The organism is Chloroflexia bacterium SDU3-3, from assembly GCA_009268125.1.
GTDB lineage: Bacteria > Chloroflexota > Chloroflexia > Chloroflexales > Roseiflexaceae > SDU3-3.
This window is the reverse complement of record WBOU01000012.1, coordinates 56547-70405: the sequence shown is the minus strand read 5'-3', so window position 1 is coordinate 70405 and position 13859 is coordinate 56547. Positions and strand designations below refer to the sequence as shown.

Here is a 13859-nt window from a genome sequence, read left to right as displayed (position 1 = left end):
CTCCTATTCCTGCACGTGGGCTGCGGCCTGCCGCGCCCGCAGCAGCGGCAGCTCCAGGCTATCCCAGAGCGCCTGCCAGCTGGCCTCAATAATGTTCTCCGAGCAGCCCACGGTCGACCAGCGCTCGTCGCCGCGCGCCGACTCGATCAGCACACGCGGCTTGGCCGCCGTGCCCAGATGCTCGTCGATGATCCGCACCTTATAGTCCACCAGGTGCACATCGGCCAGCTCGGGGTAGTGCGGCAGCAGCGCCTTGCGCATCGCGCCATCCATGGCGTTCACCGGGCCGTGGCCCTCGGCCACTGTGTGCATCACCTCGCCATTGACCCGGATCTTGACGATCGCCTGCGAGACCACCTCGCTATCGCCACGCTTCTCGATCACCACCGTGAAGTCGAGCGGCTCGAACGGGGCCAGGTAGTCATCCGAGGCGCGGCGCACCAGCATCTCGAACGAGCCTTCGGCGGCCTCGAACTGGAAGCCCCGGCTCTCCAGATCCTTCATGCGCTGCAGCACGGCGCGCTCGTTGCCGTTCAGCTTCAGGCCCAGCGACTCGGCGCGCATGCGCACGTTGCCGCGCCCGGAAAGCTCGCTGACCACCACCCGCAGCTCGTTACCCACCAGCTCCGGCTCGATGTGCTGGTAGCTGGACGCCACCTTGGCGATCGCCGCCACGTGGATGCCGCCCTTGTGGGCGAAGGCGCTGCGCCCCACGTAGGGCGCGTGGGTGTCGGGGTTCAGGTTGGCCACGGCGGCCACAAAGTGCGAAAGCTCGGAGAGCCGCCGCAGGTTCTGCTCGGGCACGCACTCGTAGCCCAGCTTCAGCTGCAGGTTGGCGATCACCGGGATCAGGTCCATGTTACCACAGCGCTCGCCGTAGCCGTTGATAGTGCCCTGCACCTGCACGCAGCCCGCCTGCACCGCCGCGATGGCGTTGGCCACGGCCATCGCGCCATCGTTGTGGGTGTGGATGCCAAACTGCGGCGTGCGGCCATGCGCCTCCACCACCGCCATGGCGTGGCGCACGATCTCGCTGACCTCGTGGGGCATGGTGCCGCCGTTGGTGTCGCAGAGCGTGATGCAGTCGGCACCGGCCTGGGCGGCGGCGGCGATAGTGGCCAGGGTGTACTCGGGGTCGAGCTTGTAGCCGTCGAAGAAGTGCTCGGCATCATACGTCACCTCTTTGCCAAGCTGCTTGAAGTAGGCCACGCTGTCCGAGATCATCTTGAGGTTCTCATCCAGCGTGGTCTCCAGCACCTTCTCGACGTGCAGCGTGGAGCTTTTACCCACCAGAGTCACCACCGGCGTCTGCGCCTCCACCAGGGCCTGGATGTTGGGGTCGCTCTCGCAGGTGTTCTTGGCGTGGCGCGTGCTGCCGAAGGCCGTCACCTTGGCGTGGGCCAGCGGGCGCTCGCGGATGCGGCGGAAGAACTCGGCATCCTTGGGGTTCGAGCCGGGCCAGCCGCCCTCGATGTAGTGGATACCAAACGCGTCAAGCTCGCGGGCGATCTTCACCTTATCCTCAGCCGACAGCGAGAGGCCCTCGCGCTGGGTACCGTCGCGTAGGGTCGTATCATACAGAAAGACTTGCACTGCTCGTTCTCCATTCATCTTTCACCATTTCACACCAAAACAGCACGCTCTTCTCATTCTAACGAACAGTGCAAATCACAGGCAGCAGGGCTGCGCTGCCGCGCCCTACTGCCGATACCACCTCGTGTTCTGCAAGCATACTCTCGCTCATTGCTTCACTGGGCGCTGGGCGCGGCGGTCGCGCCACACTGGGTAGCTGCCAAGCACCTTGAAGAAGCCGGTGCGCGCCCGCAGCCGCGTGAGCGCGGCGGCGACGTGCGGCTCCTCGCGGTGGCCGTTGATATCCACAAGGAAGATGTACTGGCCCAGCACCTCTTTCGAGGGCCGCGACTCCAGCTTGGTCATGTTAATGCCCGCCAGCGCCAGCTCCTGCAGCGCCTCCACCAGCGACCCCGCCCGGTCCTCTTTGTCGAAGCCGAAGCAGAAGCTGGTCTTGTCATCGCCGCTGGGCTGGGCATCCTCGCCGCGCAGCGCGATAAAGCGGGTAACGTTGCTGGCGCGATCTTGGATGTCGCGGGCCAGGATATGCGCGCCCACCAGATCGGCGGCGCGCACAGTGGAGATGGCCGCCGCCGGGCGCTCGTCGGCCAGAGCCTCGGCGGGGGCAGCGCTGTTCGAGAGCGAGGCCACCGTGGCCACGCCAGGCAGGCAGCGCTCCACAAACCGGCGGCACTGGCCCAGCGACTGCGGGTGGGCGTACAGCACCTTGATCTGCGGCAGGGCCACGCCCGCGCGGCTCACCAGGTTGTGGCGAATGGGGATGACCGTCTCGCCCGCGATCCGCAGGTCGGTCTCGTGGATCAGCAGGTCGAGCGTGGTGGTGACGCTGCCCTCTAGCACGTTCTCGATCGGCAGCATGCCCAGCGTGGCCGCGCCCGTCTCGATCGCGGTGACGACGGCGGGGATGCTGGCCAGCGGCAGATACTGGGTGTCGGCGTCGCCGACCGCGAGGGCTGCCATCTCGCTAAAGGTGCCGGGCGGGCCAAGGTAGGCTATCGTCTGCATAGCATTCCAAAGGAGAAAAAGCAGAATGCGCGCCGTCTGGCGCGCGTTCCACTAGCCTCACTTGCCTCCGAAGGTGTCTACGGCGTAGCTTGGCGAGTTCTGATCGTAGCCTGCGGCGTAGGCCGCCTCCTCGGCGCTGATCCGCTGCTGGCGGGCGGCGAGCATCTTGTTCAGCGCGCCCATGTAGGCCTCGGCGGCGGCCACCAGCGTGTCGGTGTTGACGCCGTAGCCGTTGAACACCTGCTCGCGGCGCTTGCTGAACACGCCCGGCTGCTCGGCCTGCGGCTGCTCGGCGGGGCGCGTGTCGCGCAGCCGCACCGAGACCTCGGCCACCGCATCCATGCCCTCGGTGATGGCGTTGATCGCGAACTCGATCAGCTCGTTGGGGCGCTGCACCACGCGGTCGATCGCGCGGTAGATCGCATCCACCGGGCCTGCGCCGTGCGCGCTGTCGATCTTGGTCTCGCCATCCGGCCCCACCAGGGTCACGGTGGCCACCGGCGTCACGCCTGTGCCGCTCGTCACCTGCACGTGGGTCAGCTTGTAGACCTCGGGGGTGTGCTGCGCCTCGCTGGAGATCAGCGCCTCGATGTCGCGATCATCCACATGCTTCTTGCGGTCGCACAGCTCCTTGAAGCGCTCGAACAGCCGCTGGAACTCGTCCTCGCTCTCGAACTCGTGGCCCATGGCCACCAGCTTGGCGCGGAAGGCGTGGCGTCCGCTGTGCTTGCCCAGCACCAGCTCGTTGCCATCCAGGCCCACCGTCTCGGCGCTCATGATCTCGTAGGTCAGGCGGTTTTTCAGCACGCCGTCCTGATGGATGCCGGACTCGTGGGCGAAGGCGTTCGCGCCGACCACCGCCTTGTTCGGCGGCACCGGCAGCGCGATGGTGGTGGAGAGCAGCTTGCTCGATCGGGCGATCTCGCGGGTATTGATGTGGGTCTCGACGCCGAAGAACTGCTTGCGGGTGTGCAGGGCCATCACCACCTCCTCCAGGGAGGCGTTGCCCGCGCGCTCGCCGATGCCATTCAGCGTGCACTCGATCTGCCGCGCGCCAGCGCGCACCCCGGCCAGGCTGTTGGCCACGGCCATGCCCAGGTCATCGTGGCAGTGCACCGAGATGACACAGTCCTTCGCGCCGGGCACCTTGGCGCGGATGTCAGCGATCAGCGCGGCGTACTCCTCGGGGGTGGAGTAGCCGACCGTGTCGGGGATGTTCAGCGTGGTCGCGCCCTCCTCGATGGCGGCGGCCAGCAGGTCGAACATAAAGGGCACATCGGCGCGGGTGGCGTCCATGGGCGAGAACTCAACATCCTCGCAGAGCGAGCGGGCGTAGCGCACCATCTCGCGGCCACGCTTCAGCACCTCCTCGCGGGTGGAGCGCAGCTGGTACTCGATCTGGATGTCGGACGCGTTGATAAAGGTGTGGATGCGCTTCTTGGCGGCGGGCTGGATGGCCGTCCAGGCTTTGTGGATGTCCTCCTTCACCGCCCGCGCCAGGGCCGCGATCACGGGACCGTCAGGCGTGCCGACCTCCTGGGCGATCTGGTGGACCGCCGCCCAGTCGCCGGGGGAGGCGGCGGGGAACCCGGCCTCGATAATATCTACACCCAGGCGCCGCAGCTGCCGCGCCATCTCGAGCTTCTCCTCGAGCGACATTGTGCAGCCAGGCGCCTGCTCACCATCCCGCAGCGTCGTATCAAAGATACGAACGTAGTCTGTTCCCTGAGGTTCCATGAATTTCTGCTCCTGCGAGCGGCGGTGTGGCGGCTAAGCAGGATCTCAGCCGCCGCCCGCAGCCCGGTGTGACTAGGCCCCGCCAGCGCCCGGCGTTACTTCCTTCGCCTCGACAAAGGTCATCATGCGGCGAAGATCGCGGCCAACCTGCTCGATCTGGTGGTTCACGTCGGCCTGGCGGCGGGCGTTGAACGTCGGTCGGCCGGTGTGGTTCTCCTCGATCCAGGTCTCGGCGAACGCGCCCGACTGGATGTCGGACAGCAGGTGCTTCATGGCCGCGCGGGTCTGCTCGTTGATGATCTGCGGGCCAGCCACGTAGTCGCCCCACTCGGCGGTGTCCGACACCGAGTAGCGCATGTAGTTCAGGCCGCCCTGGTAGAACAGGTCGACGATCAGCTTCAGCTCGTGCATGCACTCGAAGTAGGCCACCTCGGGCTGGTAGCCCGCCTCGACCAGAGTCTCGAAGCCCGCCTTCACCAGCGCCGAGACGCCGCCGCACAGCACGGCCTGCTCGCCGAACAGGTCGGTCTCGGTCTCCTCCGAGAAGGTCGTCTCAAGCACGCCCGCCTTGGTCGAGCCGATGCCCTTGGCGTAGGCCAGCGCGTTGGCGAAGGCGTTGCCCGAGGCATCCTGGTGCACGGCCACCAGCGCCGGAACGCCGCCGCCCTGGGTGTAGACGCCGCGCACGCGGTGGCCGGGGGCCTTGGGGGCCACCATGCTCACGTCCACGCCCTCGGGGGCCACGATCTGGCCGTAGCGGATGTTGAAGCCATGCGCGAACATCAGCGTCTTGCCGGGGGCCAGGTTCGGCTCGATGTCCTTGTGGTAGAGCTCGGCCTGCTGGGTGTCGGGCGTGAGCACCATGATAAAGTCGGCGGCCTTGGTGGCCTCGGCCACGGTGGCCACCTTCAGGCCAGCCGCCTCGGCCTTGGCCCAGCTCTTCGAGCCGTCGTAGAGGCCAACCACCACATCTACGCCGCTGTCCTTCAGGTTCTGCGCGTGCGCGTGACCCTGGCTGCCGAACCCGATGATAGCGACGGTCTTGCCCTTCAGGCGATCCAGATCGGCCTGGTTGTCATAGTAGAGCTGTGCCATGTGTTGTTTGTTCCTCGTAATCAGAGCAAAAGAAAAGGAAGCGGCCTAGTTGAGCGCAGCCGACGGCTCGGCGACATGGCCATTCTCGGCGTTCTCATACGCCTGAGCGCCATGCCCGCGAGCGCCGCGCACCATGGCGATCCGCCCGGTGCGCATCATCTCCTTCACGCCAAAGGGCCGGATGACATCAACAAAGTTCTCGACCTTGGAGGGTGCGCCGGTCATCTCAAGGATCATGGTGCTCGCGCCAACATCGACAATTTTAGCGCCAAAAACCTCGGACAGTGCCACAATCTCGGCGCGCTTTTCGCTGGGCGCGTGGATCTTCACCACCACCATCTCGCGCTCAACCGTCGGGTCGGCGGTGACATCGCTCACCTTCAGTACCTCGATCAGGCGGTAGAGCTGCTTGACCACCTGCTCGACATCCGCCGACTCCACGACCATGGTCATGCGGCTGACCCCCTCGGTCTCGGTGTGGCCGACCGAGAGGCTCTCGATATTGAAGCCGCGCCGCCGGAACAGGCTCACCGTACGGTTCAGTGCGCCGGGCTTATCTTGCATCAGGGCCACAATGGTATGCTTGTTCACGTCTGTGTCTCTTTCAGTGAGCGGGGCGGCGCTGGCCGCCCCCGCGCGGTAGCCGCTAGGCCTTCGGGATGTCGGTGATCGTCTCGCCGATGCTGACACCCTGCGGCACCATCGGGAACACGTTCACCTCCTGCTCGACGCGGAACTCGATCAGCACCGGGCCATCGGTGGCGTAGGCCTCCTCGATCGCCCCGGCCACATCGTTCACGTGATCCACCCGCAGGCCCTTCCAGCCGTAGGCCTCGGCCAGCTTCACAAAGTCGGGCGAGACCATCGGCGTGCCGCTGTAGCGCCGCCCCTCGAACAGCTCCTGCCACTGGCGCACCATGCCCAGGTAGCCGTTGTTGATGATCACCACCTTGACGTTCTTCACGCCCTCTTGGATAAAGGTGATCATCTCCTGGTTCATCATCTGGAAGCCGCCGTCGCCGCAGACCGCCCAGACCGTCTCATCCGGGTGGGCCATAGCGACGCCCAGCGCCGCAGGCACCGCGAAGCCCATGGTGCCCGCGCCGCCCGAGGTGATGTGGGTGCGCGGCCCGTGGCGGTAGTCGATCAGCTGCGCCGCCCACATCTGGTGCTGGCCCACATCCGAGACCAGCCGGTACTTGCCGCGTGCGTTCAGCGCCGCCGAGAGGCCCGCGTACACGTCGTGCGGCATCAGCTCCTTGGTCTTCGGGCGGCTGTGGTACTGCTGCTTGGGCTGGTGCTTGTGCTGCATCTCGCGGATGTGCTCCATCCAGTCGCTGGCCTTGCCCTGGAGATTGCCCAGGTCGGCCCGGCTGGCCAGCTCGCCCGCCATCGCGGTCAGCACCTGCCGCGCATCGCCCACGATCGGGATGGTGACCTTCACGTTCTTGCCGATCTCCGAGGGGTCGATATCCACGTGGATGACCTTGGCCTTGGGGGCGAACGTGCTAACTTTGCCGGTCACGCGGTCGTCGAAGCGGCTGCCAATGTTCAGCAGCACGTCGCAGTCCTGGATGGCGCGGTTCACGTGCACCCAGCCGTGCATGCCAGGCATGCCGATCGCCAGCGGGTGATCCTCGGGGATCGCGCCGATACCGTGCAGCGTGGTGATGACGGGGATGCCGGTGCGCTCGGCGAAGGCCAGCAGCTCGCCGGTGGCGTTGCCCATGATCACGCCGTTGCCGGCCATGATCAGCGGCTTCTCGGCGCTCATCAGCAGGTTCACCGCATCGCGGATCTGGCGCTGGTTGCCTTGGTAGTTGGGCTTGTAGCCGGGGAGCTTGAGCTTGGTGTCCCAGTTGGGGATGGTGCGGGCCTGCATCGCGTCCTTGGTGATGTCCACCAGCACCGGGCCGGGGCGGCCCGTGGTGGCCAGGTAGATCGCCTCTTTGAGGACATAGGCGATCTCATTCACGTCCTTCACCAGGTAGTTGTGCTTGGTCACCGGCATCGTGATGCCCACGATATCGGTCTCCTGGAAGGCATCCTTGCCCAGCAGGCTGCTGTAGACCTGCCCAGTGATCGCCAGCAGCGGGGTCGAGTCCATCATCGCGTCGCTGATCGCCGTCACCAGGTTGGTGGCGCCCGGCCCCGAGGTGCCGATGCACACGCCCAGCCGCCCGGTCGAGCGGGCGTAGCCCTCTGCCGCGTGGCCGCCGCCCTGCTCGTGCCGCACCAGCACGTGATGCAGCTGGTCTTTGTACTCCCACATCGCGTGGTAGAAGGGCATGATCGCGCCGCCAGGGATACCGAACATCACCTCAACACCCTCGCGGATGAGTGCCTCGCACATGATCTGCGCGCCCGTTCTCTGTTCCGACATAGCTCCTCCGAATTTTGGCAACAGCAAAGCCTACTGGGGGTCGCTCAACCCCTCAGCGATCTTGTGTGGCTGGCTTGGCCCCACGCGGGGCGATTTCGTATCGACTTACGGCAGGATGGGCGAGCGTCGTTGCTCGTGGCCGCTCAAGCGGCGGGTGGTGCTGCCAGCGCTGGCAGCGGGGCTTGGTGTGATGGGCCGTTACAAACAAAACGCCCCACCCGTGACCGGGGGGGCTTCATTCGCATCTCGGGTTCGCTTCGCTTAGCTTGCATCGCCCCCGCACGCAAGTAAGCCCTTATGGATAAGGACTACTAGTAGGAGGCTAATAATAATGCTGAAAGCGCTGCGGAACATTGATGTCTTCTATCTCTGTTTTCTAAACTGGTGTGAGGATACCATACATCATAGGGTGCTGTCAAGGGCGCAGATTCTTTTACCATCAAGACACGAGGTGCAGAAAGCCCACGCTTCACGACCCAGCCGCCACAGAACGCAGAGGCACTGGTTTTGGGCCAGATCTTGGCAACAAAAGGCCCCGCCCGAGCGATCGGGGGGGCTTATGTACATCGCTCTGGCTGGCACTCGCTGCTGGCCAGCCGCCGCTAGCGCGCTGCTACAGTCTGTAGCATAGATGCTTGTAGCAAGGCGCTACGGCACAGGCGAAGATTTCTCGTGCCGACAGCCGAGCTAGGCGGTGGCGGCCACAAAGCCGCGCACGGCCTCTTCCTCATCCTGGTAGATCTCGGCGTACTGCGCCAGCCCCACCATGCGGAAGATCTTCTGGAAGTGCTGCGAGAGGCCGCTGACCGCCAGCTTTTGGCCGTGGCGGTTGACCTCGGTGACCACACCGATCAGAATAGCGATCCCGGCGCTGTTGATGTAGTCGTTCTGCCGGAAGTTGAGCAGAATCTGCTTTGCGCCCTCGCTGCTCACTTGGTTGTAGGCGCTGGTGATCTTTTCCTCGGCGAAGGTGGTCACATCGCCGACCAGATCAATGATCGCCACACCGTCACGGTGGCGGATGCTTACGCTCAGCTCATCTTCAAGCATCATGTTATGTACACTCCTTGCCTCGTGGTAGGTTGGGGCAGCATCAAACAGCGGCTGAGGCCACCGCGCGCGCGCGGCGCAGCATCAGCCGAAACCGATTCCCACCATTTGGGGTATCAACAAATTCCGCCTCGTCAACCAGCTCGCGGATGAGCATGAGGCCCATACCACGGTATGGCGCAGCACCATCGAGCTTGCTGTCGATAGTCGCTGGCGCGCCACATCCCTGAAAGCGCTGAACCCCCTGATCCTGCACATCGATCAGCAGGGCGCTCTCATTGACCACGCACGACACGCTGACCCGCAGCCCGGAGCCACGCTGGTTGCCATGCTCGATGGCATTGATGCAGGCCTCACCTAGCGCTGTTTTAAGATCCTCGATCCGCTCACAGTCGAACCCAAGGCGACGCGCAAAGGCGGCCACTGCTTCGCGCGCAATTTTCTCATACCCAAACTCGCTGGGGATAGAAAGCTCAAGTGAAGGCTGGAGGGAGGATGTTTCCATGTGCTATCTTACTGTTCGAGGTGAATGACCATGCGGATCTGATTTCCCCCGCTGGGGCCGGTACTAAACTCTACTTCATCCATAAGCTCGCGGATCAGCCAGATGCCCCAGCCGCCCTTGTCGAGGCGGTCGAGCGCGTCTTCGATCCGCGGTATAGAGGTGGTCTTGTCGGCATCGAGCTGCTTGCGACCCTGGTCGCCCACATCGATGATGAGCTCATCGGCGCGCAGCGTCAGCACCACCGATACCTTGGTATCTAGCTCATGGGCGTTGCCATGCTCGATCGCATTGGTCACGGCCTCGGCTACGGCGGTGCGTAGCGACTCGACCCGATCGCCGGTAAACCCCATGCGCCGCGCGAGTGACGCAGCGGTATCCATGGCGACTTTCTCGTACCCGAGTCGGCTCGGAAGTCGCAGCTCAATCACGCGTTCGGCTGACCCAGTTTCGTTGTTTGACACTGTCATGCTTTCGCTACTCGTGATCTCGCCACGCAAACCCCTTTCGGACACCGTCGGCGATCTGCCTTCATATTATCATCCTGATGGCAGCCGCGCAATAGGTACAGAGATTGAGATTCGATGACAACTATCAGCATTTCGTTAGGTTTTAGCCTAAAAAAGACCGCTATCCATGCCTACAGCGGGATGTTGCCATGCTTGCGGGGCCGCAGGCTCTGGCGTTTGGTGCGGGCCAGGCGCAGCGCCTTGATCAGGGCTGGGCGGGTCTCATGCGGCTCGATCACGGCATCGATGTAGCCGCGCTCGGCGGCGCTGTAGGGGTTGGCAAAACGGTTCTGGTAATCCTCAACCAGCTCGGCCTGGCGGGCGTCCGGGTCGTCGGCCTGGGCCAGCTCCTTACGGAAGATGATCTTGACCGCCGCGTCCACGCCCATCACTGCGATCTCGGCGGTGGGCCAGGCAAAGTTGAAGTCGGCGCGAATGTGCTTGGAGGACATCACGTCGTACGCGCCGCCGTAGGCCTTGCGGGTGATCACGGTGAGCTTGGGCACGGTGGCCTCGCAGTAGGCGTAGAGCAGCTTGGCCCCGTGGCGGATAATGCCGCCGTACTCCTGCTGGGTGCCGGGCAGGAAGCCGGGCACATCCACAAAGGTGAGCAGCGGGATGTTGAAGGCGTCGCAGAAGCGCACGAAGCGGGCGGCCTTCACCGAGGAGTCAATATCGAGCACGCCAGCTAGGTGCATCGGCTGGTTGGCCACCACACCCACCGGGAAGCCATCGAGCCGCGCGAAGCCGCAGATGATGTTGCGGGCAAAGAAGGGCTGCACCTCGAAGAAGCTCTCGTGGTCGAGCACGGCGGTGAGCACGGCGTGCATGTCGTAGGGCTTGCGGCTGCTGTCGGGGATGAGGCCCTGCAGCGAGGCCTCCATGCGATCGGGGTCATCGGCGGGGGCGATGTAGGGCGGCTCATCTAGGTTGTTGAGCGGCAGATACGAGAGCAGCGCGCGCAGCTGCTCGAAGGCGTCGGCCTCGTCCTCGGCGGCGAAGTGGGCCACACCCGAGCGCTGGTTGTGGGTCATCGCGCCGCCAAGCTCCTCGAAGCCCACATCCTCGTTGGTCACGGTTTTGATCACATCGGGGCCGGTGATGAACATCTGGGATGTCTGCTTGACCATGAGGATGAAGTCGGTCATGGCAGGCGAGTAGACCGCGCCACCTGCGCACGGCCCGGCGATCAGCGAGATCTGGGGGATAACGCCCGAGGCCATCACGTTGCGGTAGAAGATCTCGGCGTAGCCGCCCAGGCTGACCACGCCCTCCTGAATACGCGCGCCGCCGGAGTCGTTCAGGCCGATGATCGGCACCCCCATGCGCAGGGCCAGATCCATCACCTTGCAGATCTTCTCGGCGAACACCTCGCCCAGCGAGCCACCAAACACGGTGAAATCTTGGGCGAACACGCAGACCGCCCGCCCGTCGATGGTGCCATGGCCTGTGATCACGCCATCGCCCAGCGGCCTGTTGCTCTCCAGCCCGAATGCCACCGAGCGGTGCACGGCAAAGGCATCCAGCTCGACAAACGAGCCGGGGTCGAGCAGGGCATCTATGCGCTCGCGGGCCGTGAGCTTGCCGCGCTCACGCTGCTTCTGAGCGGCGGCGGGGTTGCCCTCGGCCAGCTGCGCACGGCGGCGGCGCAGATCATCGATTCGCTCTTGGGTTGTCTTCACAGCTTTCCTCACTGCCAAAATCGCTCTGGGAAGGGCAGTGTACCACAGAAACGGCGCGCTCCCCCGCAGGAGAAGCGTCTACCACCAAGACGCCAAGACGCCAAGAGGGCAAATACCACGAAGGCGCGAAGGCACGAGGGGAAAAGAAGCATTTACCACCAAGACGCTAAGAGCACAAATACCAACCCGCCTCCTAGTTTCTTGCGCGGGGCGATAGGTCTGGCAGCCCTGGTATGTAACCTGCTTTTCTGACCGTAGCGACTGAATAAAGGAGGTGCCGACATGACCGAGCGAGAACATGAGCTGCTTGAGACCATGCTGACCACGCCTGTGCACGATCCGCCGCCGATGATACTGGATGAGCGCTCGCTGCTGCGCGCCGCCGAGGCGCTTGGGCCGGTGTCCCTGGCCGCGCCCACCCACTCCCAGCACACCAGCTTCGCCAACGATCTGGCCGCGCTGGCGCGGCGCTACCCCTTCCAGATGGCCTTCGCCGCAGCAGGCGTGGCATTTCTGCTCGCCCGCAGCAGGCGCTAGGCAGATCCAGCTTCCGTCAGGCAAAACGCCCCTGCCCTCACACGGCAGGGGCGTTTTGCTGCTGGATGCAGCCATTATGATGGTATAGTATGGGGCTTAAAAAACAGACAGGAACCCACGTGACCAACACAAACGACCCCTGGGGCGACCACTTCACCCCAGAAGAGCGAGCGCTGCTTGCGCCCTTTGTGACCGATGTCGACGCGCCGATCTTCGGGCTGCGCAACCTGCCCGAGGTGGTGAAGGGCGCGCTATTCTCGCGCTACAGCCGCACCGACAAGAGCCTGCGCCGCATCCTGCTGGATGAGTTTATTCAGGCACCCGAGTCGGGGTTCGCCCAGATCGTGGGCAGCGCGGCATCCAACGGGGCCGAGCAGGTGGTGGCGGTGCAGCAGGCCGAGGCCTTCTACGACCGCGTGCTGATCGGCTACGGCGACGACTCGGTGGCCGAGCTGGGCGGGGCGCACCTGGCCTGCGAGGGCGTGAGCAACATCGCCGCCAAGGCGCTGGAGGAGAGCCGGATCGGGCTTAGCCCGCTGGAGAAATCCACGCGCTACGTGGTGTTCAACCGCAAGGTCGATGGGCGCTACCGCTACCACCGCCCCGCCGAGCTGGCCCAGCACGGCCTAGAGGAGCTGTACACCACGGCCATGGATGGCCTGTTCGACACCTACGGCGCGCTGCTGGAGCCGACGATCGCCTGGGTTCGCGAGCGCACCCCGCGCGACAGCCAGACATCCGAGCGGGCCTACAACAGCGCCACCCGCGCCAAGGCCTTCGACCTGCTGCGCGGTCTGCTGCCGATGGCCACCTACACCAACGTGGGGCTGTTTGGCAACGGGCGAGCCTTCGAGTACCTGCTCACCAAGCTCTACGCCACCGAGCACGCCGAGCTGCACACCATCGCCGACCAGATGTACGAGGCCTTGAACTCGCTCATCCCTTCGTTTGTGAAGCGGGCCAAGAACGAGCGCGGCGAGGCCTACCAGCGCTACCTGCGGGCCAACCGCGAGCGTATCCAAGAGCTGGCCACCGCCTACGCCAAGCCGGTAGCGATCGCCACCGAGTCGCTGGTGACGCTGGTGCGCCACGACCACGACGCCGTGGCGCGCGTGGCGGCCTCCATCCTCTACCCGCACCTCGACATGCCGCTTGATGAGGCCCAGGCCATGGCCAGCCAGCTGGGAGAGGACGAGCTGCGCGGTATCGTGCAGGCGTATGTGGGTCGGCGCGAGAACCGCTTCCACCGCCCTGGCCGCGCCTTCGAGGAGGCCAGCTACACCTTCGACATCTTGGCCGACCTGGGGGCCTACCGCGACCTGCAGCGGCACCGCATGCTCTCGCAGGAGCGCCAGGGCTACACCACGCTGCACGGCTTCACCACACCCGCCGAGCTGATCGACGCGCGGCTGGCCGGGGCCTACGACCGCGCGCTGGCCTCCGCCGCCGAGAGCTTCGAGGCCATCCGCGCGGCGCTGCCGAGCGCGGCGCAGTATGCGGTGCCGCTGGCCTTCCGTGTGCGCTGGCGGGTAACGCTAAACCTGCGCGAGGCCTACCACCTGACCGAGCTGCGGGCCTCGCCGCAGGGCCACCCGACCTACCGCGCGATCGCGCAGGAGATCTACCGCCTGATCGAGCAGGTGCACCCGACGCTGGCCGAGGGCATGCGCTTTGTCGACCTTAACACCTACGATCTGGAGCGCCTAGACGCCGAGCGCAGGCTGGATGCCAAGATCGACGCCCAGAATGCCTAGCCGATAGACCTG

Annotated in this window: 12 protein-coding genes; 2 read left to right on the top strand and 10 right to left on the bottom strand. The window is 65.0% G+C overall.

The features are described 5' to 3' along the window. Positions 1-3 precede the first annotated feature (3 nt). The 10 genes from F8S13_18850 to F8S13_18805 form a co-directional block, all read right to left on the bottom strand. Complete coding sequence (locus F8S13_18850) at positions 4-1611, bottom strand: citramalate synthase (GenBank protein ID KAB8141466.1); 1608 nt, start codon at positions 1609-1611, stop codon at positions 4-6. Between the two features lie 129 nt (positions 1612-1740). Next, the gene (gene pheA / locus F8S13_18845) at positions 1741-2598 is read right to left on the bottom strand and encodes a prephenate dehydratase (GenBank protein KAB8141465.1); all 858 of its coding nucleotides are present in this window, start codon (positions 2596-2598) and stop codon (positions 1741-1743) included. A gap of 57 nt (positions 2599-2655) precedes the next feature. Continuing rightward, positions 2656-4335: a 2-isopropylmalate synthase gene (locus tag F8S13_18840; protein ID KAB8141464.1), complete on the bottom strand. Its 1680-nt coding sequence runs from the start codon at positions 4333-4335 to the stop codon at positions 2656-2658. 72 nt (positions 4336-4407) lie between these two features. Beyond that, positions 4408-5430 carry a ketol-acid reductoisomerase gene (gene ilvC / locus F8S13_18835; GenBank protein KAB8141463.1) on the bottom strand — a complete coding sequence of 341 codons (1023 nt, stop codon included), beginning with the start codon at positions 5428-5430 and terminating at the stop codon, positions 4408-4410. Between the two features lie 45 nt (positions 5431-5475). After that, positions 5476-6021: an acetolactate synthase small subunit gene (gene ilvN / locus F8S13_18830; protein ID KAB8141462.1), complete on the bottom strand. Its 546-nt coding sequence runs from the start codon at positions 6019-6021 to the stop codon at positions 5476-5478. Between the two features lie 55 nt (positions 6022-6076). Further along, positions 6077-7813 carry a biosynthetic-type acetolactate synthase large subunit gene (gene ilvB, locus F8S13_18825; protein KAB8141461.1) on the bottom strand — a complete coding sequence of 579 codons (1737 nt, stop codon included), beginning with the start codon at positions 7811-7813 and terminating at the stop codon, positions 6077-6079. A gap of 687 nt (positions 7814-8500) precedes the next feature. Continuing rightward, complete coding sequence (locus F8S13_18820; GenBank protein KAB8141559.1) at positions 8501-8863, bottom strand: STAS domain-containing protein; 363 nt, start codon at positions 8861-8863, stop codon at positions 8501-8503. A 43-nt stretch (positions 8864-8906) separates the two neighbouring features. Next, on the bottom strand, positions 8907-9368 hold the full coding sequence (locus tag F8S13_18815; protein KAB8141460.1) for an ATP-binding protein: 462 nt from the start codon (positions 9366-9368) through the stop codon (positions 8907-8909). Between the two features lie 8 nt (positions 9369-9376). Beyond that, positions 9377-9835 (bottom strand): ATP-binding protein, encoded by a 459-nt coding sequence (locus tag F8S13_18810; protein KAB8141459.1) that lies wholly within the window; start codon positions 9833-9835, stop codon positions 9377-9379. Positions 9836-10005: 170 nt separating this feature from the next. Then, entirely contained in the window at positions 10006-11556 is a 1551-nt protein-coding gene (locus tag F8S13_18805) for an acyl-CoA carboxylase subunit beta (protein ID KAB8141458.1), read from the bottom strand. A 282-nt stretch (positions 11557-11838) separates the two neighbouring features. On the opposite strand from F8S13_18805, the gene F8S13_18800 reads away from it, so the two are divergent. Then, positions 11839-12093 carry a hypothetical protein gene (locus tag F8S13_18800; GenBank protein KAB8141457.1) on the top strand — a complete coding sequence of 85 codons (255 nt, stop codon included), beginning with the start codon at positions 11839-11841 and terminating at the stop codon, positions 12091-12093. Positions 12094-12182: 89 nt separating this feature from the next. After that, on the top strand, positions 12183-13847 hold the full coding sequence (locus F8S13_18795; GenBank protein KAB8141456.1) for a thymidylate synthase: 1665 nt from the start codon (positions 12183-12185) through the stop codon (positions 13845-13847). Positions 13848-13859 lie beyond the last annotated feature (12 nt).